This window comes from Streptomyces sp. NPDC088910, from assembly GCF_044749865.1.
Taxonomy (GTDB): Bacteria; Actinomycetota; Actinomycetes; order Streptomycetales; family Streptomycetaceae; genus Actinacidiphila.
Genome location: NZ_JBIVIV010000006.1, coordinates 401,046 through 424,689, shown reverse-complemented (window position 1 = coordinate 424,689; position 23,644 = coordinate 401,046). Strand labels below are relative to the sequence as shown.

General features: G+C 73.0%; 21 protein-coding genes. 10 read left to right on the top strand and 11 right to left on the bottom strand.

Translation table 11 applies throughout. The features are described from left to right. Positions 1-107 precede the first annotated feature (107 nt). From ACIP4Z_RS17000 to ACIP4Z_RS16965, 8 genes are read right to left on the bottom strand one after another with little or no spacing between them, the layout of a single operon-like run. Positions 108-1,172 carry a hypothetical protein gene (locus tag ACIP4Z_RS17000; RefSeq protein ID WP_401308783.1) on the bottom strand — a complete coding sequence of 355 codons (1,065 nt, stop codon included), beginning with the start codon at positions 1,170-1,172 and terminating at the stop codon, positions 108-110. Beyond that, positions 1,169-2,386: a ring-opening amidohydrolase gene (locus ACIP4Z_RS16995; RefSeq protein WP_401308780.1), complete on the bottom strand. Its 1,218-nt coding sequence runs from the start codon at positions 2,384-2,386 to the stop codon at positions 1,169-1,171. The genes ACIP4Z_RS17000 and ACIP4Z_RS16995 overlap by 4 nt, the downstream gene beginning before the upstream one ends. Next, on the bottom strand, positions 2,383-3,822 hold the full coding sequence (locus ACIP4Z_RS16990; protein WP_401308777.1) for an amidase: 1,440 nt from the start codon (positions 3,820-3,822) through the stop codon (positions 2,383-2,385). The genes ACIP4Z_RS16995 and ACIP4Z_RS16990 overlap by 4 nt, the downstream gene beginning before the upstream one ends. Next, positions 3,819-5,471: an ABC transporter substrate-binding protein gene (locus ACIP4Z_RS16985; protein ID WP_401308774.1), complete on the bottom strand. Its 1,653-nt coding sequence runs from the start codon at positions 5,469-5,471 to the stop codon at positions 3,819-3,821. The genes ACIP4Z_RS16990 and ACIP4Z_RS16985 overlap by 4 nt, the downstream gene beginning before the upstream one ends. After that, positions 5,461-6,549, bottom strand: coding sequence for an oligopeptide/dipeptide ABC transporter ATP-binding protein (locus ACIP4Z_RS16980; protein ID WP_391046167.1), 1,089 nt, complete (start codon positions 6,547-6,549; stop codon positions 5,461-5,463). The genes ACIP4Z_RS16985 and ACIP4Z_RS16980 overlap by 11 nt, the downstream gene beginning before the upstream one ends. Next, positions 6,546-7,442, bottom strand: a complete 897-nt coding sequence (locus tag ACIP4Z_RS16975) for an ABC transporter ATP-binding protein (protein ID WP_401308771.1) — start codon at positions 7,440-7,442, stop codon at positions 6,546-6,548. Before ACIP4Z_RS16975 ends, ACIP4Z_RS16980 begins: the two co-directional genes overlap by 4 nt. Beyond that, positions 7,439-8,374 carry an ABC transporter permease gene (locus tag ACIP4Z_RS16970; RefSeq protein WP_355342659.1) on the bottom strand — a complete coding sequence of 312 codons (936 nt, stop codon included), beginning with the start codon at positions 8,372-8,374 and terminating at the stop codon, positions 7,439-7,441. Before ACIP4Z_RS16970 ends, ACIP4Z_RS16975 begins: the two co-directional genes overlap by 4 nt. Further along, positions 8,371-9,468 carry an ABC transporter permease gene (locus ACIP4Z_RS16965; RefSeq protein ID WP_355342656.1) on the bottom strand — a complete coding sequence of 366 codons (1,098 nt, stop codon included), beginning with the start codon at positions 9,466-9,468 and terminating at the stop codon, positions 8,371-8,373. The genes ACIP4Z_RS16970 and ACIP4Z_RS16965 overlap by 4 nt, the downstream gene beginning before the upstream one ends. A 364-nt stretch (positions 9,469-9,832) precedes the next feature. Between ACIP4Z_RS16965 and ACIP4Z_RS16960 the strand changes: the two genes are divergently transcribed. The 5 genes from ACIP4Z_RS16960 to ACIP4Z_RS16940 all read left to right on the top strand — a co-directional run bounded on the left by ACIP4Z_RS16960 (position 9,833) and on the right by ACIP4Z_RS16940 (position 15,371). Beyond that, complete coding sequence (locus ACIP4Z_RS16960; protein ID WP_391046162.1) at positions 9,833-10,798, top strand: IclR family transcriptional regulator C-terminal domain-containing protein; 966 nt, start codon at positions 9,833-9,835, stop codon at positions 10,796-10,798. Beyond that, positions 10,795-12,150 carry a hypothetical protein gene (locus ACIP4Z_RS16955; RefSeq protein ID WP_401308766.1) on the top strand — a complete coding sequence of 452 codons (1,356 nt, stop codon included), beginning with the start codon at positions 10,795-10,797 and terminating at the stop codon, positions 12,148-12,150. The genes ACIP4Z_RS16960 and ACIP4Z_RS16955 overlap by 4 nt, the downstream gene beginning before the upstream one ends. After that, positions 12,147-13,442 carry a Zn-dependent hydrolase gene (locus ACIP4Z_RS16950; RefSeq protein WP_401308763.1) on the top strand — a complete coding sequence of 432 codons (1,296 nt, stop codon included), beginning with the start codon at positions 12,147-12,149 and terminating at the stop codon, positions 13,440-13,442. Before ACIP4Z_RS16955 ends, ACIP4Z_RS16950 begins: the two co-directional genes overlap by 4 nt. 29 nt (positions 13,443-13,471) lie before the next feature. After that, entirely contained in the window at positions 13,472-14,785 is a 1,314-nt protein-coding gene (locus ACIP4Z_RS16945) for a dihydroorotase (protein ID WP_401308920.1), read from the top strand. A gap of 214 nt (positions 14,786-14,999) precedes the next feature. Beyond that, complete coding sequence (locus tag ACIP4Z_RS16940; protein ID WP_401308760.1) at positions 15,000-15,371, top strand: hypothetical protein; 372 nt, start codon at positions 15,000-15,002, stop codon at positions 15,369-15,371. Between the two features lie 195 nt (positions 15,372-15,566). Here the strand turns inward: ACIP4Z_RS16940 and ACIP4Z_RS16935 are convergent, their stop codons facing one another. Together ACIP4Z_RS16935 and ACIP4Z_RS16930 are read right to left on the bottom strand one after the other, a co-directional pair. Next, positions 15,567-16,646 carry a glycoside hydrolase family 25 protein gene (locus ACIP4Z_RS16935; RefSeq protein WP_355342638.1) on the bottom strand — a complete coding sequence of 360 codons (1,080 nt, stop codon included), beginning with the start codon at positions 16,644-16,646 and terminating at the stop codon, positions 15,567-15,569. A gap of 505 nt (positions 16,647-17,151) precedes the next feature. Further along, positions 17,152-17,892, bottom strand: a complete 741-nt coding sequence (locus ACIP4Z_RS16930; RefSeq protein ID WP_401308757.1) for a class I SAM-dependent methyltransferase — start codon at positions 17,890-17,892, stop codon at positions 17,152-17,154. Between the two features lie 131 nt (positions 17,893-18,023). Between ACIP4Z_RS16930 and ACIP4Z_RS16925 the strand changes: the two genes are divergently transcribed. The 5 genes from ACIP4Z_RS16925 to ACIP4Z_RS16905 all read left to right on the top strand — a co-directional run bounded on the left by ACIP4Z_RS16925 (position 18,024) and on the right by ACIP4Z_RS16905 (position 21,566). Beyond that, positions 18,024-19,154, top strand: coding sequence for a histidine kinase (locus ACIP4Z_RS16925; protein ID WP_391046149.1), 1,131 nt, complete (start codon positions 18,024-18,026; stop codon positions 19,152-19,154). Continuing rightward, positions 19,151-19,801: a response regulator gene (locus ACIP4Z_RS16920; RefSeq protein ID WP_401308753.1), complete on the top strand. Its 651-nt coding sequence runs from the start codon at positions 19,151-19,153 to the stop codon at positions 19,799-19,801. The genes ACIP4Z_RS16925 and ACIP4Z_RS16920 overlap by 4 nt, the downstream gene beginning before the upstream one ends. Positions 19,802-19,992: 191 nt before the next feature. Further along, complete coding sequence (locus ACIP4Z_RS16915; RefSeq protein ID WP_355342626.1) at positions 19,993-20,559, top strand: type 1 glutamine amidotransferase domain-containing protein; 567 nt, start codon at positions 19,993-19,995, stop codon at positions 20,557-20,559. A 126-nt stretch (positions 20,560-20,685) separates the two neighbouring features. Next, entirely contained in the window at positions 20,686-21,243 is a 558-nt protein-coding gene (dps, locus tag ACIP4Z_RS16910; protein ID WP_355342623.1) for a DNA starvation/stationary phase protection protein Dps, read from the top strand. A gap of 44 nt (positions 21,244-21,287) precedes the next feature. After that, on the top strand, positions 21,288-21,566 hold the full coding sequence (locus ACIP4Z_RS16905) for a DUF6479 family protein (RefSeq protein ID WP_355342620.1): 279 nt from the start codon (positions 21,288-21,290) through the stop codon (positions 21,564-21,566). Positions 21,567-21,690: 124 nt separating this feature from the next. Here the strand turns inward: ACIP4Z_RS16905 and tal are convergent, their stop codons facing one another. Then, positions 21,691-23,313, bottom strand: a complete 1,623-nt coding sequence (gene tal / locus ACIP4Z_RS16900) for a transaldolase (protein ID WP_401308748.1) — start codon at positions 23,311-23,313, stop codon at positions 21,691-21,693. Positions 23,314-23,644: the final 331 nt, after the last annotated feature.

Genomic DNA, 23,644 nt, shown 5'->3' with positions numbered 1-23,644 from the left:
ACCGGGGCCGAAGGGTCGGTCTCCGCGCCCGGTCGCCTGCCTCGCTGACCCGCGGGGACGGTGTTCCGTGAGGTGCGCCGCCCGCTGACGGGATCAGCGGGGGCGGTTCAGCCGATGCCGAGGCGGCGCATTGTCAGGCAGGCCAGGGCCACGTCGCAGGCGGCGACGCCCTGGACGATGCCGAGGACCCGCTCGTCGGGGTGCGTGCGGCCGGGGAGGGAGCCGGCGGCGACGGCGGGGAGGGAGCCGGTGAGCCGGGCGTCAAGGGTCCGCGGGGGCAGGCCCGCCGCGAGCCAGGAGGCGATCGAGCCGATCTCCCGGGCGTAGCCGAGATCGTCGACGAAGAAGCGGTCGGCCGTCCCGGTCCCGTGCCCGGTGGCCTCCGGTGCGAGCACGGCTCCCGCGACGCCTCCGCACCCGGCTGCCTCGGCGGCATCGGGGGCGGGGGTCCGGGTGCCGTACGGCGTCGGCCCTGTCACGATCTCGGCCGCGATCTCCGCGCCGCCGCCGAGGCCGAGCAGCGTGACGCCGGGCCCGAAGTGCCGCGGGTGGACGACGGGTTGGCGGGCCGAGGTGAGGGCGACGACGATGTCCGAGCCCGGTGCGGCGGCGTCCAGGCCGTCGTACGGGGTGAGGGTGGCGCCCGGTGCGACGGGCTGCCGGGCGACGAAGTCGGCGGCGGAGCCGGCCGTGCGCGCCACCACCCGGATCTCCTCCAGCGCGAACGCCTCGGCGAACGCGGCCGGGACGAAGGCGGCGATCTGTCCGGCGCCGACCAGCGTCAGCACCTTGCTGTCGGGCCGGGCCAGCAGCCGCGCGGCGACGGCGGCGGAGGCCGCCGTCCGCAGCCGGTGCAGCCAGGTCTCCTCGACGGCGACCAACGGGCGGCCGGACTCGGTCTCCAGCACCAGGCACCAACTGTTGCGCCCGCCGGTGTGGGTCGGGGTGACCCGCACCCCGGCGACCCCGTACCGGTCGAGCAGCGCGCCCTTGAGGCCGAAGCCCCGCGTGCCGCCGCTCACGCCGAGCCGGGTGATGGTGGGGGCGGACAGGGAGAGCCGGTCGGCGCCGAAGTCGGCGTAGGTGGCCTCGACCACCTCCAGCGCGTCGGCGACGGTGATCACCGACCGTACGTCGGCGTCACCGACCATGGGCAGGGTCGGCAGGCTCATACGGCGCCACCCGCCGGGGAGGCCGCGACGGAAGCCGGTACGCCGCGCGGCGGCACGTCGGTGGCCGGCGCGCCGGAGACGGGCGGTCCGACGATCGCGACGCACAGGCCGCCCCCGTCCGGTGCCTGGTGGACGGAGTTGGCGGAGATGAACATCCGCCCGGTGCCGAGCACCGCTCCCGCCACCCCGCTCATGATCGCCCGGACGTGCTTGTCCGGGTCCAACTGGCTGGTCAGCACGGTGGTCCGGGCGCCACGCAGAGTGCCGTCCCGCCGGTTGCCCGCCTTGATCAGCAGGGCCGCGACCTGTCCCGGCTCCCGTACCGTCCCGTCGGCGGTCAACTCCGTGCCCGCCGCGGCCAGGACGCGGCGGATGCCGGGCGCGTCCAGGACGTCGGCGAGCAGTCCGGAGACGATCCGGAGGTCGCCGCCCGCGCCGGGGCGGTTGCCGAACACCAGGACCTCGACACACGCGGCCTCCGAGCTGGAGAAGACCATGGTGCGGCGCGAGTGCAGGGTCAGGTCACGGCCGAAGGCGGCCGGGACGACGTCGGCCCGCTCCACCTCGCCGAGCGCGAGCGCCGCGCCGAGGGCGCCGACCGCCTTGGCCTCGGCGGAGGTGACCCGCATGGGCTCGTCGTGTGCGGTCAGCGGCGTCTTGACGACGGCCAGTGCGACGTCGGCGGGGTCGAGACCCGCGTCCGCGACGGCCTCCGCGACGGCCTGCTCGGCCAGCGCGACGTGTTCGGCCGAGCCGATCTCGGAACCGCGGATCCGGCGGCTGCGCCCTATGCCCACGCAGAGCGTGCCCGCTGGGCCGGGCGCCCCGCGAGGAGCCGGGGCCGCCTCCCCGCCGGTGGACTCCGCGTCGTCCGTCACGGCAACGGCCTCTGTGGCACCCGAGCCGTCCGCGCCGTCCGCGTCGTCCAGCTCGACGACGAGATAGCCGAACGGCGTCATCGCCCCCTCGGCGCCCGTGGAGTGCAGGAACACCGAGCGTTCCAGCAGGTCCCCGCCGCCGTGCGCGAGCACGGCCTCCCGGGCCCGCCAGGACGCGAGTTCGCGTGAGAAGTCGTTGGTCTCGGCGCTGCCCTCGGTCTTCACCAGCAGAGCGAGCCGCCGTATCCGTGCCGGGTCGTGGGCGCTGAGCACCGCCACCAGCCCGTCGGTGTCACCGGGCCCCGCGGTGTCGAAGGAGTCGATCCTGACTGTCATGCTCGGGCGCCTTTCGGAAGGGGGGCGGCGACAGCCGGCCAGCGGTCGGCCCAGCCGTACGCGGCCTCGTAGTCGGATGCGAGGTCCAGCAGCGCCCGGTCCGCGCCGTACGGGCCGACGAGCTGGAAACCGATCGGCAGGCCGGCCGGGGACGGTGGTCCCGGCAGGCTGAGAGCGGGCACACCGGTGGCGTTGGCGATGCCGGTGAACACCCGCTGGTAGGGCGGGGCGAGCTGGTCGGCGGCCCAGGGCATCGCCCCGGCGACCGGGGTGAGCAGCAGGTCGGTGCCGGTGAAGAAGTCGGCGAGCTGCGCGAACAGGTCACGGAAGGCGTCGAGCGCGTCCACGTAGTCCGCGGCGCTCAACGAGCGGCCGTGCTCGACCATCGGCGGGTAGATGTCGCCGACCGCCGCGCGCCAGTCCGGGTGACGGCGCATCAGCCAGGCCAGGCCGGTGGTGCCGATGGTCCGCCAGTGGGTGTCGAACCGGCCGAAGTCGAAGGGCACTTCGCCGGACTCCACCCGGTGGCCGAGCGCGCTGAGCCGGTCGGCCGCGGCCGTCAGCGACGCGGTGATCTCCGGTTCGACCGGATAGTCGCCGAACCGCCCCACCATCCTGATCCGCAGCGGCCGGCCGCGGAAGGCGGGGCCGTCCGGCACACCGAGCGAACGGCGGTCCCGCGCGTCGGGCCCGGCCACCGCCCCGAGCAGCGCGGACAGGTCCGCCACCGTACGGGCGGCTGGTGCGATCACCTCCAGGTCGTGCAGCACGGTCGGCAGGCCGTCGAGCCGGGCGACCCGGCCCAGCGTCGGCTTGAGCGCGACCAGCCCGCAGTACCCGGCCGGCCAGCGGATCGAGCCGCCGCCGTCGGTGCCCAGCGCCACCGGCCCGACGCCCGCGGCCACCGCCGCCGCGCCGCCGCCGGTGGACGCGCCGGTGGTGAGCGCGGGATTCCACGGGTTGCGGGTGGTGCCGTGCAGCAGGGTGCTGACATTGCCGAGACCGAGGGTGAACTCCGAGACATTGCTCTTGCCGAGGATCACCCAGCCGCCGGCCCGCAGCCGTCCGACGCACAGTTCGTCGCGCTCCGGGGTGCGGTCGGCGTAGAGCCGGCTGCCCCAGGCGCAGGGCATCGCGGCCACCGGGATGTTGTCCTTGACCGTGAGCGGCACGCCGTCGTACGCGCTCAACGGGGTTCCCGCGCGCCACCGTTCACCGCTGGCGGCGGCGGACCGCCGGGCGGCGTCGAAGGCGCGGTGGGCGAAGACGTTCAGACGCCGGTCGACCTGCTCGGCGTGCTCGACCACCGCTTCCAGCACTTCGGCGGGCGTGGCCGAGCCTTCGGCGTAGGAGGCGGCGAGTTGCCGCGCCGAGCGGCGCCACAACGGCTCGGAGCCGGACTCCCCGGTCGACGGCCCGGCCTGCCCGGCCGTCACTTCTTGGGCTCCAGCGTCCAGTAGAGGGTGACGGGCTCCGGGGTGAAGGTCAGGCCGGACACCCCTGAGGCGCTGACCAGGGTGCGGCCGGTGACCACCAGCGGCAGGAACGCGGCGTCCTGCGCGGCGAGTTGCTGGATCTTCTCGTACGCCTGGTCACGCGCCGGGCTCGGCGCCGCCATGGCGAACTCGCCCTGGAGCCGGTCGATCTCCGGGATGCTGGTGCGGGAGAAGTTCACGACTCCGCCGGTCACGGTCCACAGCTTCACCGGGGTCTTGGCGTCCTCCACGTACGTCGACAGCGTGGTGAGCACCATGCCGTCGTCGGCGCTGCCGCCGGTCTTGGCGGTGGCGCGGCCGATGATCGAGGTGATCAGCGCGGCCGAGGTCTGCGGTTGCAGGGTGACGTCGACGCCGATCGGCTTGAGCGCGCTCTTGATGAGCTGGGCGGCGGTCGCGAAGTCGGTGTTCTCGCTGGGGTAGCGGAGCTTGGTGGAGACCGACGGGTTCCCGGCCTGCGCCATCAGGCTCTTGGCCTTCGCGGCGTCGCCGTAGTCCTTCCAGGCGGCGCTGTAGCCGGGGGCGCCGGCGGAGACGTAGGAGTCGGCACGCTCGGCCTGGCCGTAGTAGACGTTCTTCACCAGCGCGTCGTACGGGAGTGCCTCGGCGACGGCGCGCCGCACCAGCGGGTCCTTGAACGGGCCCGCGTCGGAGGCGAGTTGGAGGTAGAGGTAGCTGGAGGTGTTGGCGTGCTGGACGTTGAACCCGGCCGACTTCAGCGAGGTCGCGTCCCGGGGGCTCAGGCCGTACTGGGCGATGTTGACGCTGCCGCCGCGCAACAGGCCCGCCACATTGCCGTCGTTGACGACGCGCAGTGTCACGGCGGAGAACTTCGGCGCGTTCAGGGCCGCGCCGGGCACCGCCGCGAGATTCAGCGACTGGCCGGTCTGCCGGCTCTTGACGTAGTACGGGCCGCTGCCCGCCACGTGGCTCTTCAGCCACTCGGCGGCGATCGGGTCGGACGGGCCGGCGTTCTTGAGGGCGGCGGCGGAGTCGATGACGCCGTACCAACAGGTGCGCAGCGTGGCGATGTTGACCTCGCTGGCCTTGATCGGTTTGCCCGCGCTGTCCTGGTAGCGAATGGCGACGTGGGTGGCGTCGGGGGCGGTGATCTGGGCGGCGTCGAAGACACCGCTGTTGTTCAGCTCGACGGCGCCGTTGAGCTTCAGCGCCCGCTGGAGCGACCAGACGGCGTCCTTGGCGGTGACCGGGTTGCCGCTGGGGTAGAACTTCAGGCCGTCGCGGAGGGTGAAGGTGACGGTGTCCCCTGCGATGGTCCAGGAGGAGGCGAGGGCGGGTGCGGCGGCGAGGCCGTTGGAGGCGGAGTGGCCGCCCTGGGCCGTGGTCTTGTAGCCCACCAGGTTCTGGTAGACGTTCATCGCCAGCTCTTTGTCCTGGTCGGTGTTGACGTTGCCCGGGTCCATGGTGGAGATGTCGCTCGGCCAGGCGGCGATCAGCGCCGCGGGCGGTTTGGCGGCGCTCTGTCCGGTGGTGCCTGCCGAGGACGAACAGGCCGTCAGGACGGCGGCGACCGCGACCGCGGCCGTACCGGCCAACAGCCGGGCGCGCTGCGGAGATCTACTGGTCATCTGAGTCTTGCCTCTCTCTTCGCGCGGCCGAGAGGTCGGCGCTGACCTGTCGGTGGGTGATGGGGCAGGCGGCGTCGTGCGTGCCGCCGAAGGACAGTTGCGGGGGCCTACCGGCCGTGCAGGACTCCTCCGCCAGCGGGCAGCGGGGGGCCAGCGCGCAGCCGGCGGACAGGTCGAAGGGGCCGGGGTTCTCGCCGCTGAGCCGGATGGCGCGGGTGTGGCCGCCGTACGCGGCGACCGGGGCGGCGTCCAGCAGCGCGCGGGTGTAGGGGTGAGCGGGACGGCGCAGCACCTCCTCGGTGGTGCCGGACTCCACGACCCGGCCCACGTACATCACCTGCACGCGGTGCGCGATCCGGCGTACGGCCTGGAGGTCGTGCGAGATCAGCAGGTAGGCGATGCCGGTCTCGCGCTGGAGGCGGGCCAGCAGGTCCAGCACGACGCCCCGGGTGGAGGCGTCGAGCGAGGCGGTGGGCTCGTCGAGGATGACGGCCCTGGGCTGGACGGCCAGCGCGCGGGCGATGCCGATCCGCTGCCGCTGACCGCCGGAGAGCGCGGCCGGCCGCCGGTCCAGGAGGTCCTCCGACAGCTCAACTGAGGCCAGCAGCTCACGGATTCGGGCCTCACGCCGAGGCGCGGGCATCCGCAGGTGCAGCCGTAGCGGCTCGTCCAGGATCGAGCGGATCTTCTGCCGGGGGTCGAGGGAGGAGCGGGGGTCCTGGAAGACCATCTGCACGTCCCGGTACACCTCGCGCCGGTCGCGGAAGGACGACAGCGGGCGCCCGGCGACGGTCACCCGGCCCGCGGCCGGTTCGACCAACCGCAGGATCGACCGGGCGAGCGTGGACTTGCCCGAGCCGCTCTCCCCGACGACGGCCAGCGTCTCGCCCGGCCGCAGCACCAGGTCCACGCCGTCCACGGCGCGCAGGGTGTGCCGCAGGCCCCGGCTGCGGACGGTGAACTCGGTCCGGAGGCCGTCCACTTGGAGGACCGGTTCGGACCCGGCCGGGGCGGACGCGCCGACGGCGGCCGAGTCGGCGGCGGAGGCGGAAGAAGCGGGTACGGCGGACGAGGTCATGACGGCCTCCCGGAGTCGTCGTCAACGCGGTTGGCGGCCAGCAGGAGTTGGGAGTAGTCGGCCTGCGGAGCCCGGAAGAAGTCCTCGGCGGCGGCCTGTTCGATCACCGTGCCGCCCCGCATCACCACCACCCGGTCGCAGGTCTCGCCGACGACGCCCAGGTCGTGGGTGACCAGGCACACGGTGAGCCCGTCCTGCCGGGCCAGCTCCACGACAAGTTCCATCACATCGGCCTGGGTGGTGACGTCCAGCCCGGTGGTCGGCTCGTCCAGCAGCATCATCCGGGGGCGGCACAGCAGTGCCATCGCGATCATCGCCCGCTGCGCCATGCCGCCGGAGAACTGGTGCGGGTACTGCGCCATCCGCCGCACGGGGTCGGGGATCCGGACGCGTGCCAGCGTCTCGGCCACCAGTGCGCGGCCCGCGCGTTTGCCGAGGCCGTGGTGGAGCCGGGCCACGTCGGTGAGCTGGCGGCCGACGGTGAGCACCGGGTTGAGCGAGGAGCGGGCGTCCTGGAAGACCATCGCGATCTGGCCGCCGCGCAGTTCGCGGTAACCGGCCTCGTCCAGGCCCAGCAGTTCCTTCCCGTCGAAGCGGATGGAGCCCTCGACGGACAGCCGGGGCGGGCACAGTCCCATCACGGTGAGCGCGGTCAGCGACTTCCCGCTGCCGGTCTCGCCGACGATCGCGGTGATCTGCCCGCGCGGCAGCTCGAAGCTCACATCGCGCAGCACCTGGACGGCGCGCGCCCGGTCGCCGTGCCCGGAGCGGAAGGCGCCGGACAGGCCGGCCACCGTGAGCAGCGGGACGCCGGGGTCGGCGCCGGACGCGTTCCCGGCTCCGTCGGCCAGGGGCGCAGGCGGCTGTACGGCCGCGCCGGAGGTGGCGCTCATCGGTCGTCCTCCCGTTCCAGCAGGCCGTCGCCGAGCAGGTAGAAGGCGGCGGCGAGCAGCAGAATGCAGACGCCGGGGAACAGCGAGATCCAGTACGCGTCCGGGGAGTCCTTGCCGCCCGCGATCATCGAGCCCCACTCCGGGCTGCCGGGTTCGATCCCGACGCCGACGAAGCCGAGACTGGAGACCACGATCGCCACCCAGGCGGCGTTGACCGCCGCGTAGGACACCAGCGGGGTCAGGCCGTTGGGCACCAGGTGCCGGGCCAGGACACGCCGTCCGCTGTTGCCCGCCAGCACGGCGGCCTCGGCGAACTCCCACGACTTGCGGCCCTTGACCTCCGCGCGCAGCAGCCGCAGATAGCCGGGCAGTCCGACGAAGGCGACCACGACGATCACATTGGCCAGGCCCGAGCCGAGCGTGGTGACCAGCAGCAACGCCAGCAGCAGCGCGGGGAAGGACTGGAGGATCTCGGTGACCCGCATGATCACCGCGTCCGCCCAGCCGCCCCAGTACCCGGCGACCGCGCCGAGCAGGCTGCCGATCACGAAGGCGATGGCGACCGCCACCAGGGTCAGCCACAGGTCGGTCCACGTGGCGGCGAGCGTCTTGGAGAAGACGTCGGACCCCGCCTGGTCGGTGCCGAACCAGTGCTTCCCGCCCGGGGACTGGTACGGCAGCCCCACGCCGGGCTGCTCGGGGTCGTACGGCGTCCAGATCCTGCCGACCGCGGCGGCCACCAGCAGCACGGCCATCAGGCCGAGGCCCAGGCGTACGGTCAGCGAGTCGGCGCCGCCGGCGCCGGGCAGCAGGCGGGTCAGCCGACGGCCGGACGGGCGCCGGTCCTGGTCCGGGCCGCCGGGCCCCGCGGGCGGGCCCGCTGAGGGGGCGGCGGTCAGGTCGGCGGAGGGCACGGGGGCCGGGGCGGTCATGAGCGGATCCTCGGGTCGGCCAGCGAGTAGGCGAGATCGACCAGTGCGTACAGGGCGACGTATACGACGGCCGCGTAGAGCACGAAGCCCTGGAGCGCGGGGAAGTCGGACTGCTGGACGGCGGTCAGCGCGTACTGGCCGATGCCCGGCCAGCCGAAGACCCCCTCGACCAGCACCGCGCCGGTGAAGGCGAAGGCGACGCCGCCGGCGATCATGGTGATCACCGGGAGCAGCGCGTTGCGGAGCGCGTAGCTGCGGTAGATACGGGACCGGCTGAAACCGTAGGCGTGCGCGGTCCTGACGTATTCGCTGCGCAGCGCCTCGACCATGCCGGACCTGGCCACCCTGGTGATGGGGGCGAAGATGCCGCAGACCAGGACGACGCAGGGCAGCACCAGTTGGAGCAGGGCCTGCCGGACGGTGTCCCACTGCCCGGCCAGCAGCCCGTCGATGACGTAGCTGCCGGTGACGCCGGGCGGCGGCGCCAGGCCCGCGGGCAGTCGGCCGATGGGTCCCGGCAGGATGCCGAACCGGACGAAGAACAGCGACAACAGCACCAGGCCGAGCCAGAACTGCGGCATCGCGAGCGCCGCCACGGTGACCACCCGGATCGCGTGGTCGGCGGCCTTGCCCCGGCGGACCGCGCTGATCACGCCGAGCGCGGTGCCGAGCAGGACGCCGATGATCAGGGCGGGTACGGCCAACTCCAGCGTGGCGGGGAGCCTGCTGGTCAGGTCGGCGCTGACGGCGCGGCCGGTGCCGAAGGACGTACCGAGGTCGCCGTGCAGCAGATCGCGCAGGTAGATGAGGTACTGGCGAGGGATGCTGTGGTCCAGGCCGAGGGAGGACCGCACCTGGGCCCGGACCTCCTCGCTCGCCCCGGGCGGTACCAGCAGGCCCGTCGGGTCCGGCGCCACGACGCGGGCCACGACGAACGTGAAGGTGACCACGCCCCAGACGACCAGCACCGCGCCGCCCAGTTTGCGGGCGACCAGCAGCAGGGCGCCTCGTGGCAGCAGGCCACGGGACGGGGACCGGTTCGGCGGCCTGGCGGCGGCCGGAGGTACGGCCACCTCGATGTCGGAGACGGTCATCAACCCCCCTTCCCTTATTTCCGTGAGACGGAAACGAATATTCCGCACTGCGGATTCGACAGTATTGGAAGGCCCCGGTCCGGCTGTCAAGGGTTTCGTGCCCGATGACCTTGCGAATCGGTATTCCCGCTGCGCAGTCTGAGGAAGTGTCATTGACAGGGGGCCGGTGAGGCTCCGATACTCCAGTGGTGCGGAGCCGATATGTTGATTCCGTGTTACGGAATGACTCTCGCCGACACCTCAGCGGTAACGGCGGGGAAATCCAAGGGATCCAGCGGCGACCAGCGGGACGGACGCGACCTGCGCGACGATGCGATCCAGGCGATCTGCGGGATCAACGGGATCAACGGGATGGGGACACCTCATGAAGAAGACCGGCGCCCAGCGACCACGGTCTGACAAGTCCGCTGCGGAGACGGCGGGTTCGGACAAGCCGGGTCCGGAGCGGTCGGGCGCAGACAAGCCGATGCACGTGGTGGTGCGGGCCCTGTCGGTGCTCACCCACCTGTCCGCGTACCGCCAGGGCCTCACCCTCCAGCAGCTCCACCAGCAACTGGAGATCCCCGTCGGCAGCATGCACCGGGTGATGAGCACCCTGGAGCACACCGGCTTCGTCAGCCGGTCGCCCACCACCAAGCGGTACGTGCTCGGCCCCAACGCGCTCGAACTCGGCCATGTCGAGGACTACGAGCCTTTCGTGATCCAGCCGCCCTCGGCGCTGGTGGAGGCCGAACGGCGGTGCGGGGAGAGCGTGGTGCTCACCCAGTTGATCGACGGCCGGGTGGTGGCGGTGTCCATCGCGGGCACCAAGCGCCCGCTGCGGCTGTTCGTCAGGCTCGGCCAGGAGGTGCCGCTGCACGCCGCCGCCTCGGCCCGCGCGATCCTCGCCTACCAGGACCCGGCCTTCGTCGAGACGCTGCTGTCGTCCTACCCCCGCGCGTCCTTCACCTCCGGCACCGTCCGGGAGATCAACCGGCTCATCGACCACCTCGCCGTGGTCCGCCAGCGGGGCTTCGACGTGTGCGACAACGAACTCGACGAGGGCGTCTGGGCGGTCTCCGCGCCGGTCCGCAGCGGTCCGTCCGGACGGGTCAGCTCGGCCGTCACCGTCTGCGCGGCCTGGTCGCGGGTCGCCGATCCGGCCGACCGTGCGGTCAAGGCACGGATCGTGCTGGACGCGGCGCAGGCGCTGTCGCGCGAGCAGGGGTACGAGCGGCCCTTCGCGCCGGACCCGACCCAGGAGCAGCTCGTCGCACTGATGCAGGCCGACAGCACGTCGCCGGACGTCTTCGTCCCGCGGCCCTCCTTCGCGGGAGGGGACCGGCCATGACGGCGGAAGCGGGAGCCGGGGCGGGGGTCGGGGCGGTCTCCACGGCGCCGGTGGTCGCGGCGGCCGGGGCGGTCTCCACGGCCACGCCGGTCGCGGCGGCCGGGGCGGCCGGGGCGGAGGCGGTCGCATCGCGCGGCGTGGCGGAAAGCCGGTCGCGGGTCGGCGCCCGGGTGCTTCCCGGTCTCGACCGGGCGCCGGGAGTGCTGGCGGACGAGCTGGCCGGGGATCTGGCCGCGGCCGGGTACGCCGCAGGTGACGCCGCCGCCGGTGACGCTGTCGGCGACCGGGGGAGTGGCTCGGGCTGGCTGGACCGGCCCGCGCTGCTGCGCCGGCTCGCCGCCGCCCTGGCCGTCGAAGTCCCCGCCACCGCCGACCGGTTGGTGGCGGCGGGGCCCGGCGCCCAGGCTCTGGGCGCGGCTGTGTCGCTGGAGACGGGACTGCCGTTCGCGGCCCTCGTCGCGGGCGCCCCGCCGTTCGGCGTGATCCACCCGGGCGAGACGGTCGTCGTGATCGCCGTCGACGCCGCCTCGGCCGCCGGAGCGCTGCCGCTGCTGCGCGAGGCCGGAGCCCTGCCGCACAGCGCGGCCGTGGTGGTCGCGCCGTCCGGGGAACCGCCCGCCGGCCTCGGCCTCCACACCGCCCTCGTACGGCGGACGGCGACCGGTTACGCACCCGTCGGGCCTCTCGGCCCGCTCGAAGGGGTCACCCCCGCGGACCCCGCAGGCCCCGCAGCCCTCGCCGGACCCGCCGGACCCGCCGGCCCCGCACCGAAACCCACCGCCCGGCAGGAGAACCGTACGACCCGACAGGAGAGCGCCATGCCCACCAGCCCCCTTCCGCATCCCCCCGCCCCGCCGGCCCCGGCCGCCAAGTCCCCCGCGGAGCCCGCGGATTCGACGACGGGCACCGGTGCCGCTCTGCTCGCCGACGACCCCGCCACCGTGGAACGGGCGGGCGCGGCGCTGGCCGAACTGGCCGCCCGCTACCGCCCCGAGGCCGTCGTGAGCTGGAACGCGACCGCCGACGTACTGCTCGCCCACGTGGTCGCCCACACTCTCGGGCTGCCGCGCCGGGTCGTGGTCGAGGACCTCGGACGGCTGATCGTGGAGGACGTGCTGCCCGGCGAACGCACGGTCGTGGTCGCCCGGGGCGGCGTCGACAGCGGCGGCCCCGGAGCCGAACTCGCGCCGCTGGTAAGGGCGGTGACCGGTCACGGCGGCCGGGTCGTCGCCGTCTGCTCGCTCGCCCCGCTCCTCGGGGCGGCCCCCGACGGCGTGGACGTGGTCAGCCCCGGGAACGGCGGAGCCGACCGTGACAACGGCCGCACCGGCCGCGACAGGGACGAAGCGTGAGCACCGGGACGGCCCAGCCGGCGACCGCCGACCTGCTCGACGGGGTCGACCTCGGGCGGATCGACGCTCATCTGGCGGGCTTCGCCGCGCTCACCGAACCGGGGCCCGGCTGCACGCGCCTGGCGTACAGCCCGCTGGAACGCCAGGCGCACGCGGTGTTCGCCGCCCACATGACGGCCCTCGGGCTGACGGTCACCACCGACCACGCGGGCAACACCGTGGCGGAACTGCCGCCCACCGGGCCGAACACGGGCTCCGGCGACGCACGCGCGCTGGGCACCGGCTCGCATCTGGACACCGTGCCGCAGGGCGGCGGCTTCGACGGCATCGTGGGCGTCGTCGCAGCAATGGAGGTCGCCGAGATCGTGGTCCGGCAGGAGGCCGCGCACCGTCGACCGTGGCGGTTCGTGGCGTTCGCGGCCGAGGAGGGCGCGCGGTTCGGGCAGGCGTGCAACGGCAGCCGGATGGCCGCCGGGCTGACCGGCGCGGCGGATCTCGCGGGGCTCACCGACCGCGACGGCGTGACGGTGGCCGACGCGATGGCCGCTGTCGGGCTGCGGCCGGACCTGGTGGACGCGTCGCGCTGGCGGCCCGAGGAGTGGTTCGCCTTCGTCGAACTCCACATCGAGCAGGGCGAGGTGCTGCGGTCGCAGGGGGTCGACCTCGGCGTGGTCGACGTGATCTCCGGCAGCACCCGGCTGCGGGTGCGGGCCGAGGGACGCGCCACCCACTCCGGCGGCACCCCGATGCACCTGCGGCGTGACGCCCTGGTGGCCGCCGCCGAGTGCGTGGTGCTGGGCGACCGGCTCGCCCGCGACCCCCGGCACCACGGCGTACGGGTCACCGTCGGCCGGCTCCGCGTCGAGCCCGGCTCGATCACCACGGTCCCGGGGTCGGTCGAGTTCTTCGTCGACGTACGCGACGTGGACTCCGTCCGCCAGCGCGACACCGCCCGTACCCTGGCCGCCGAGTTCGCCGCGCTGGCCCGAGACCACGGGGTCGCGCTCACCACGGAGGTCATCGCCGATACCTCACCGGTCATCCTGCCGGGCTGGGTCGCCGACCACATCCGCCATGCCTGCGCCTCCCTGGGCCTTCCGTACCGCGTGCTGCCCAGCGGCGCCAGCCACGACGCGCAGCAGATCGCCCATGTCATCCCGACCGGCCTGCTCTTCGTCCCCAGCGACGACGGACTCAGCCACGTCCCCGCCGAGTTCACCCCTACGTCCCAGATCGCCTCGGGCGTCCGTACCCTCCTCGCCGCCCTCCACCGGCTCGACGGCACCTCGTGAACACGACGCCGGGGCACGGGACATGGCGGGTGGAGCGGGTCGGCGTCGCCGGGCGGACGGGGGCCTTCGACCTCACTGTCGAGGACGGGGTGATCCGGTCCGTGGACGCGGTGGCCGGGGAGCCGACAGGCGGGACGGTGCTGCCCGGGCTGGTCGATCTGCACACGCATCTGCGGGAGCCGGGCGGAGAGGAGGCGGAGACGCTGGCGTCCGGGGCCGCCGCGGCGGCGGCCGGAGGGTTCACCGACGTCTTCGCGATGGCGAACACCTCACCGGTCACGGACACCGTCGCGCGGGTACGGGAGGTACGGCGGCGGGCCCGGGGGCTCGGCGTACGCGTCCACCCGGTGGCGGCGGCGACGGCCGGTCTGGCCGGAGAGGCGATCGTGGACGTGGCGGCGTTGGCGGCGGCCGGGGTGACGGTCTTCTCCGACGACGGCAAGTGCGTGAACGACGACAATCTGGTCCTGGAACTGCTGACGGCGATGGCCCGGTACGGCACCGCGTTCGCCCAGCACGCGCAGAGCGCCGCCATCGTCCGCGACGGAGTCGTCAACGCGCCGGTCGCCGCCGGTCTCGGCGTGCCCGGCTGGCCGGGTGCGGGGGAGGAGGCGGTGATCGGCCGGGACCTGGCGCTCGCCGCCGCCACCGGTGGACGGCTGCACATCTGTCATGTCTCCACGGCGGGTTCCGTCGCGCTGGTACGGGCCGCCAAACGCGAGGGCCTGTCCGTGACCGCCGAGGTGACGCCCCATCACCTGATGCTCACCGACACCCAAGCCGCCGAGCGGGGACCGGCGTTGAAGGTCAACCCGCCGCTGCGGTCGGCCACCGACGTGGCCGCGGTGCGCGCGGCGCTGCGCGACGGCACGATCGACGTCGTCGCCACCGACCACGCTCCGCACCCGGCTCGAACGAAGACCTGTTCCTGGCTGAGCGCCGCCTTCGGCCTGACCTCGTTGGAGACGGCGCTGCCGGTGGTGGCCGAGGTGTTCGCGGACCCGGCCACCGGGGCGGTGGACTGGACCGCGGTGGCGCGTGTGATGTCCACGGCCCCGGCCGCGATCGGCCGGATCGCCGACCTCGCAGGCCGCCCGGTCGCGGTCGGCGAACCGGCGACCTTCTGTGTCGTCCGGCCGCAGGCATGGCGGGCCGAGCCCGCCACCTGGCTGAGCCGGTCGGCCAACTCCCCTTTCCACGGCCGGGACTTCGCACACAGAGTCACCCTGACCGTCCTGGAAGGCCGCCCCACCCACGGCAGCCTCACCCCCCACCCCGCCACGCCCATGAGCCCGCCGCGACGCAGCAGCCCGCTCGCGGAGCCTCCTTCGTCTCCGCGGTGAGCCGGATTTCGCCACTCCAGCGACATCAGCGCCTGGAGGACTCGGCCCACTGGCAGCGGCGTTGCCTCGGCGGGGACGGCGTTGTGCGGATGCCGTATTACGGTGCCCGTAGGTTCCACGAAGGGGCCCGTGTCGTGAGCGACCGCCGCGGTGAGACGTTCTTGCGACGGGCGGATGGAAGCGACGTAGCAGGCGTAGCGGAGATGGGGAGCGGATGACTCTGAAGGCGGGCCAGCGGGTGGTGCTGGCAGCGGACACCAGACTGACCGATTCGGCGGAGGTGTCGGGGGTCGTGATCGGGTTCCTGTCTTTGGCCGCGGGCACAGGCGGGGCCGTCGAGCGGGTGGTCGCCCACCGGGACGAGACTGACGAGGTGCGCGAGTACGAGCGGCTCAAGTCGCTGCTCGACGCCTTCGGAGGCGAGATGCCGACGGAGAGCAGGAGACAGCTCGAAGAGAAGGTCGGCTCTCTGGAACCCGCGTGGACCGCCTTCCAGGAACAGCCGCCTCGCGTGAGCGTGCGGGTCCGCTTCGACAACGGGTTCATCCTCGACGGGGCCCACGAGGCTCTCTTCGTCCCCGCCTGATGCGTCACCCGATCCGGGTCATGCGCAGACCGTGCACGGGCGGGACTCGGAGGGCGGGTTCCGCGACCGGCTCTGGCGTTCTTCGCTGACGCGCGGTCGGACATCACCGTTCCCCGGCTGACGTACCGGCCGCCCCAGTGGCGCTGGCCGGTACGTCGGTTTTGAGGGGTCCCGGGGGAGCTCCCGCGCGAGGGGTCAGTCCCAGGCGTTCTGGTTGAGGAAACGGGCGACGCCGCGCCAGGAGTTGGGGCCCATCACGCCGTCGATCGGGCCGGTGTAGCCCCACTGCGCGGCGAGCCGCTGCCAGGCGGCGTACGTGTTGACGCCGGGCACGCCGTCGACGGGACCGGCGTAGCCGAAGTGCGCCTTCAGGTACCGCTGGAGGGCCGCGTAGGTGTTGACGCCGGGCACGCCGTCGACCGGGCCGGTGTAACCCGAGGTGAGGGACAGCCACTTCTGCGCCCGGCTCCAGAACACCGGTCCCGGTACGCCGTCCTGCTCCGTCGTGGTCTTCGGCAGACCTCCGCCTCCGCCGCCCCCTCCTCCGCCCCCGCTGCCCGGAGCGACCAGATCGAACGCCGAGCCGCGAGCGAGATTGTGGTCCACGTTCCGGATGCCGCCGATGGAGCCCACGGAGGTGTACTGGTGGACCGCCCAGTCCGGGTACGCGCCGCCCAGCTCCGGTTCGCCTTGCCGCGTACCGTTGTTGGAGCCGTACGCGGCCACCCACAGCTTGGCCCCGGTGGCGATCGTCTGGCCCCAACTGCCGCCGCGCAGATTCGCGGCGCCGATGTAGAACCAGGGCACGCACGTACCGACCCTGGCCTGTACCTGCCGGAACCAGGCGGCGACCTGGCCGTCGTTCCACAACCCGGTGGAGTCGTCCAGCACTTCGTCGTCCAGGGCCAGTACGTCGCCCTGCCGGTAGTCGTGCAGGTGGTCGACGAAGTAGTTCGCCGCGTCCGTCGGCGCCTGGAAGTCGCCGGACAGCCAGTAGTGGCCGACCCGCAGTCCGGCCGCTCGCGCGCTGTCCACTTGGGCCGTGTAGTACGGGCTGACGTACGGTCCCTCGCTGAGCTGGCTGCCGCCGGTCTTGGCGATGGCGAACTGTTGGCCCTGGTTGCGGGCGAGCGCGAGGTCGATGCCGCCTTGGGTGGTCGCGACGTCGATTCCGTACGAATCGGCCGCGGCGGACGCGCTTCGTGCGCCCAGACCCAGACCTGCCGGGGCGAGCGTGCCTACGGCGAGGGCGCGTATCAGCGTTCTCCTGCGCATGTTTCCTCCGTGACGGTGGGGACGAGAGGGGCTGTCGAACTTTCGTTCCCTACCCACGATTGGGTCCGCGCAGTTCCTCGCGCCCCTGCGAAGACGGGGCTCGGGCAGAGTTCTGGATTTCCGAACTAGCGCGGGAGCGAGGCGAGTTGGCGATTCCTACGGTCACGGTGGAGGGCGAGGGCGGGGCGGAGCGGGCCGTGGAGCCCTCGAGTCCACGAAGGGCCGCAGGACGCGGTCGCAGTTCGCCAGCGCGGTCGGCAGGTCGTGCTGGAGGAGCAGGCGGACGCGGGGGCGCCGGACGTTGTCCCCGTCGTCACTCACGAGGAGGCGTTCGAGGCGGGCCTCGCACTCACCCTCGGGCGCCTCGATCAACCGGCGGGAGACCCCTTGTACGTTCGAGGGCCCTTTGCGGGGCCGGCTCCGGTCGCTTCCGCGGGCGGAACGGGCGTTGGCGGTCGCGGGATATGACGCGACGATCCGGCGACGCGCCAACTGGGCTCTCCGGTCAGGGAGTTGGCCGAGACGTCGTGGCCGGGACGGGCGACGCCGCCGCCGGGGCGGACACGTCGGCCGGTCGGCGCAGCCGCCAGACCCTCGCCGGGGGCAGGTTGCCCCACACGGTCCGGCAGCCGGTGGCGTACTGGTCCTGGTATCCCGCGAGGACCTCTTCGACGGCGCGGTGGCGGCCGGCTTCGCGGCGGCTGGCGGTCAGGGCGCGGGCGTAGCGGGTGCCGCGGTAGGCGAAGTACGTGAGCGTGCCGCCGGGCCGGAGCAGTTCGATGTACCGGTCCATGATCGTCGTGACGTGCGCCGGGGTGAAGTTGGTGAACGGCAGCCCTGAGACGATCACGTCGTAGCGCCGGTCGGTGTCGAGCTGTTCGACGAAGGCGTGATGGACGCGAATCCGTTCGCTCCCGTCCGCCGGAAGCGGACGGGAGCTGACGAGGCGTCGCAGTTGGGAGGCGAAGCGGGAGTTGGCCTCGACGATGTCCAGGCTGCTGCCCGGGGAGAGGCGGGGGAGGAGCGTGCGGGTGACGGAGCCGGTGCCCGCGCCCGCCTCCAGGACGTTCAGGGGCCGCGCTCCGTATTCGCCCGCGGGATCAGTGAGCAGACGGGCCAGAGCCTTGCTGCTGGGAGCGATGGCGCCGGTGGTGCGCAGATCGCGGGCCGCTTCGAGCAGGAACATCCAGCTCTCCGCTTTGCGCCGCGCGGGGGCACGGTGGTGTGAGGTGGTCCAGTCGTCCATGTCCGAGACGCTAGAGACGCCTTCAGCCGCGCATATCCTCCCTTGTGCGGCCGTCCTCCCCTACCAAAGGTGGAGGTCGGCGTAGCCGAACGTCGGACGACAGGCATCCGGGCGCGTGCCACGCTCTGCGGGTGAACGGGGAACAGGGGCAGGGATGGGCGGTCTACGGCCGCTACGGCTTGGTGGCGTTGCTGGCTCTGGCGGCTTTCCGGAACGAGGCGTTGAGCGCTGAAGGCCGGTACGCGCCTGCCGGCGGTGCGGCGGCCGTGGTGTGCGGGCTGGCGCTGCTGCGCCGGGCGCCCTGGTGGCTCGCTCCGGTGGTGACCACGGCGGCGGCGGGGGTGTGGGGATGGCCGCTGCTGCCGCTGCTCCTGCTCGCCCTGTTCGACCTCGCCGCGCACCGGCACGTCGTGGCGGCTGTGACCTGTTCGGCTGTGGCGCTCTCGGTGAGCGCCGTGCTCCACCCGGCGGTCTCCCTGTGGCGCCCGCAGCAGTACGGCTCCACGGTGCTGGCGGTGGTGGGAGGGCTGTGGATGGGCAGTCGGCGACGCCTGGTGAAGGCGCTGAACACGCAGGTGGAGCATCTGCGGACCGAGCGGGAACTGCGCGAGCAGGCCGTACGCATGGCCGAGCGGTCCGCCATCGCCGCCGAGATGCACGACGTGCTCGCCCACCAGCTCAGCCTGATCGCCCTGCACACCGGCGTGCTCGCTGCCAGGAAGGACGTCCTGCCCGCCGCACTCGTCCACCGCCTCACCCTGTTGCGCACCGCCTCCACCCATGCCCTGACCGACCTGCGTGACGTGCTGGGCGCCTTGCGTACCACCGACGTCCCCCACGGTGCCGAACGGCCGGCGCCGGTCCTGCGTGATGTCGAGGAGATGATCGGGCAGGCGCGGACGGCCGGGCAGCACATCGACACCGTCATCGAGGGCAGGCCGGAACAGGCCCCGTCGGCCCACAGGCTGGCGGTCTTCCGCCTGGTCCAGGAAGCCCTGACCAACGCCCGCAAACACGCTGCCGACGCCCCCGTCCGTGTCCGTATCGACTACGGGCCGCCCGCCACCGTCGTCGAGGTCACCAACACTCCTGGCGGGCGCGGCGAGGCGACGGCGCCCTCGGGGTTCGGCCTTGTCGGGCTGCGCGAGAGGGTCGAAGCACTCGGCGGACACCTGAATGCCGGGCCCGGCGGCAGCGGGTCCTGGCGGCTGGCCGCCCGGATACCGCACCGCGCCGCCGCGCCGAACGGTCCCCGCGCATGATCCGCGTCATGGTCGTCGACGACGACGCACTCGTCCGCCTCGGACTGACCGACCTCCTCGACGGCGACGAGGCCATCGAGGTCGTCGCCCAGGCCGCTGACGGGCTCCACGCCATCGAGCAGGCCACCGCCTACCGCATCGACATCGCCCTGGTCGACATCCGGATGCCCCGCATGGACGGCATCGTCGCCACCAAGCGGTTGCGCGCCTTGCCCCACCCGCCCAAGGTCATCTCGCTGACCACCTTCGATCTCGACGAGTACGTCTACAACGCGCTGGCCGCGGGTGCCGACGGCTTCCTGCTCAAGGACACCGACCCCGCCGAGATCCTGCGCGCCGTCCACCTCGTCGCCGCCGGCTCCGCCTTGCTCCATCCCGCCGCCGCCCGCCGTCTCATCGACTGCTACCACCGCACCAACCGTCCTCGGGCCGCCCAGGCCCGGACGCGGATCGACCCTCTGACCCCGCGGGAGAAGGACGTGCTGGCCCTGCTCGCCGAGGGGGACACCAACGCCGACATCGCGAACGCGCTCGGCATGCGGGAGAGCACCGTCAAGTCCCACGTCAGCCGCATCCTGACCACCTTGCGCGTGACCAACCGGGTGCAGGCCGCACTCCTGGCCCGCGACGCCGGCCTCGCGCCGTGAGCCTCCCTCGGCCCTCGGCCGCGTGCCCGCGAGGGGAGTCCCGGAGGACGTCCGACCACCCGGATCGCCGCAATATCGCGCCATTCGGGCAAATCGGTGAGCATTTCGAGGCATTAAAGCTGGTGAAGGGGTAGCCGCACATCGAGCCCGGGGGGCCACCAGCACAAGAAGCGCGTAAGGAAGGAACCGCCATGGCGGTCAGCAATCTGAAGGACCGGAGCGTTCTGGCGATCGTGACGAACTACGGCGTCGAGCAGGACGAACTCGTCGTCCCCGTGGAACACCTGCGGGCGGCGGGCGCAAGAGTCGACGTGGCGGCCGTGTCCGACGAGCCGATCCGGACGCTCGTCGGCGACAAGGACCCCGGCAAAACCGTGCAGCCGACGCTGACCCTGGAAAAGGCGGACGTCACGGCGTACGACCTGCTGCTCGTACCCGGCGGCACGCTGAACGCCGACAGCCTCCGGCAGGACGAAACGGCCGTGCGGGCCGTACGGGCCTTCGCGTCGGCCAAGCGCCCCGTCGCGGCGATCTGCCACGGCCCGTGGCTCGCGGTCGAGGCCGATCTCGTCCGCGGAAAGACGCTCACCTCCTACGCGTCCCTGCGCACCGACATCCGCAACGCCGGCGGCGCGTGGGTGGACAAGCCCGTGGTGAGCGACACCGCCGACGGCTGGACGCTGATCACCTCACGCACGCCCGACGACTTGGACGACTTCCTCCGCGAGGTCGAGGCCGCCCTCGTCCCGGCGCCCTGAGCCCGTCAAGCCCTGGCGCAACCCGCCCCGCCGCCGCGCGGGGACCACTCACCATGCCCGGCTCGTGCCTGACACGTGCCCGAGCCGAAATTCACGACCTTCTCTACCGACGAAAGCGAGACAGCCATGCCCACGCGCAAGCTTCCGAAGTACACCGTCCCCGGCCTGACCACCAAGCAGGGCGGCGAGCTCATCGGGATTCTCCAGATGCGGCTGCACGCCCTCAACGACCTCCATCTGACGCTGAAGCACGTGCACTGGAACGTCGTCGGGCCGCACTTCATCGCCGTCCACGAGATGCTCGACCCGCAGGTCGAGCAGGTCCGCGCGATGGCCGATGACGTCGCCGAGCGCATCGCCGCGCTCGGTGGTGTCGCCCTGGGCACCCCGGGCGCCCTGGTCAGTGAGCGGACCTGGAACGACTACAGCATCGGCCGCCAGGACGCCATCGCCCACCTCGGCGCCCTCAACCTGGTCTACAACGGCGTCGTCGAGGACGTCCGCAAGGCGATCGAGGTGGCCGGCGAGATCGACCCGGCCACCGAGGACCTGCTGATCGGACAGCTCCGCGACCTGGAGCAGTTCCAGTGGTTCGTCCGGGCGCACCTGGAGACCACCGGCGGCACCCTCGTCACCGACGGCGCCGCCACCGAGAAGGGCGCGGCCGGCAAGGCCAAGGGCTGACCGCTCGTCACCGCCGGACAGCCCCAGAGCAGGAGACAACCCTCATGACATCCACCCACTACCTGGCAAGCTCCGGGGTTTCCGGCAGCCTGCTCATCCTCCTGGCCGCGATCGTGGTGGCCGCGGTCCTCCTGGGCGGCTTCTGGTACGGCAGCCGCCGTATGCGCTCCCGCCGGACCGCCGCCCCGGCCGTACGTCCCGATCCCGCCGCGCCGAACGGGCAGCCGGATCCCGCCGCCTCGGCCGACGCACAGCGCGGCCGGACGTGGCAGACCATCGATGACGACCCCGAGCAAGGCGCCCCTCACCGTCAGACGCGGTGACGAGCGGCCTTCCCGGCTCGTACCCGCGCCCGCCGTCCCGGACGTCGGGACGTAGAACGCCGAACCCCGCATCCGCCTCACGGCAGGTGCGGGGTTCGGCGTTGTCGGCGATGACGGCCGGGAACTACGGGAGGACGCGGGCGGCCGCGGCCAGACGCAACTCCTCGAGTACGGCGCTCTGGTGCTCGGCGCGCTCCAGCAAGGTGTCCAGGTGCTCGGGGTACAGCCGGGGCTCGGTCTCGGCCAGAGTGCGCAGGGTGCGCCAGCAGGCCGCCTTGCCCGCAACACCCAGGCACATGGATTCCAGCTCCAGCAGGTCGCTGAGCGGGGATCGCGTGAAGAGGTGTCCGTTGGGCTTGAGGCGGCCGACCTTCTCCGCCACCCATCCGATGGCGACCTTCGAGCGGTCGGGGGACACGTCCAGATCGGTCATGATCTGGATCAGCGAGTCACGGTCCTGTTCGATCTGGCGGGCCAGCTCCGCCAGTTCCGGGCCGCCGTCGCGGTCCTTCTGGGCCTGCGCCGCCCGGCGGAAGAGCTCCAGTCCGCCGGTCGCGCCGGACAGGTGGTCGTTGAGATAGATCGCCAGCAGACCGGCTCCGCCGGAGGCGGACGCGGCGGCGCCGCTGGCGCCGCGCATCTCGTTGTCCACGGAGGCGCCCAGTTCGGTCCAGCTGTCCTCGAACTTGGTCAGCCCTTCGCGCTCCAGGGTGTCGGTGACATCCGCGAAGTCCACGCCGACCCGCGCCAGCGCCTCGAAGTGGGCGGTCGCCGCGGTGTACTCCTCGCCGGTCGGCGGGTGGGCCGGAAGGGCGCCGTGGTCGGCGAACGCTTCAAGGGTCGTGCCGGGCATGGTGTTGACGGTGCCCGCGATGACGAGTTCGCCGACGTACATCGTGTCGGGGTAGTCCGGGTTCTTGACCCCGGTGGACGCCCACAGGGGGCGCTGCGGGCGGGCTCCGGCGGCGGCGAGCGCCTGCCAGCGCGGCGCGGCGGTCATCTCCTCGTAGGCCCGGTACGCCAGCCGGGCGTTGGCGACGGCGGCGGCGCCCCTGAGGTCGCGGGCCTCGGGGGTGCCGAGCGCGTCGAGCCGGGCGTCCACCTCGGTGTCCACGCGCGAGACGAAGAACGAGGCGACCGAGTCGATGGCCGCCAGATCGAGACCCGCCTCACGGGCCTGTTCGAGGCCGCTCTGGTAGGCGTCCATCACCGCGCGGTAGCGGTCGAGGGAGAAGATCAGCGTGACGTTGACGCTGATGCCCCGGGCGACGGCGGCGGTGATCGCGGCGAGGCCCTCGCGGGTGGCCGGGATCTTCACCAGGAGATTCGGCCGGTCCACGGCCTCCCACAGCTTGCGTGCCTGCTCGATCGTGGCGTCGGTGTCCCGCGCCAGCCGGGGGTCCACCTCGATCGAGACCCGCCCGTCGGTACCACCGGTGCGCTCGTGCACCGGGGCGAAGAGGTCGCAGCCGGTCCGGACGTCATCGGTGGTCAGGGCGAAGACGGCCTCGTCCACGCTCGCGCCCTCGGCGCCCAGGCGCCGCAGTTGCTCGCTGTAGCGGTCCCCCTTGGACAGCGCGGAAGCGAAGATCGTGGGGTTCGTCGTGACCCCCACCACGTGCCGGTCCGCGATCAGCCGCTTCAGCTCACCACCGGCGAGCAGTTCGCGGGACAGGTCGTCCAGCCAGACCGAGACTCCGGCCGCGGAGAGTTCGGCGAGCGGATCGGATGCGACGGGAACAGACATTGCGGGACCTCCATAGGGGCGCTGCGCCGAACGACGCGCGGTGTACGCGGTGCGCGTACCGGCCCGACGCCCGGGGACGCGGGGTTCGTACATGTACGAGGGGCAGGCAGAGCGCCGTGCGCCGGGCGTACGGAGCGCCCAGCGGATCAGCGCGTGCCGTGCCGGGGAACGGACGGCTGGAGCCCGACGGATTCCTCGGCCTACGGCATGACTGGGCACCTCAGAAGAGACCGGCCCCCGTTATGCGGCTGCCCAGCCAGCGAATTCAAAACCTCGAACGCCGCCGGGTCCGCGCGCTGCCCGGTCGGAGCACGTCCGGCGGCCGGCCGGG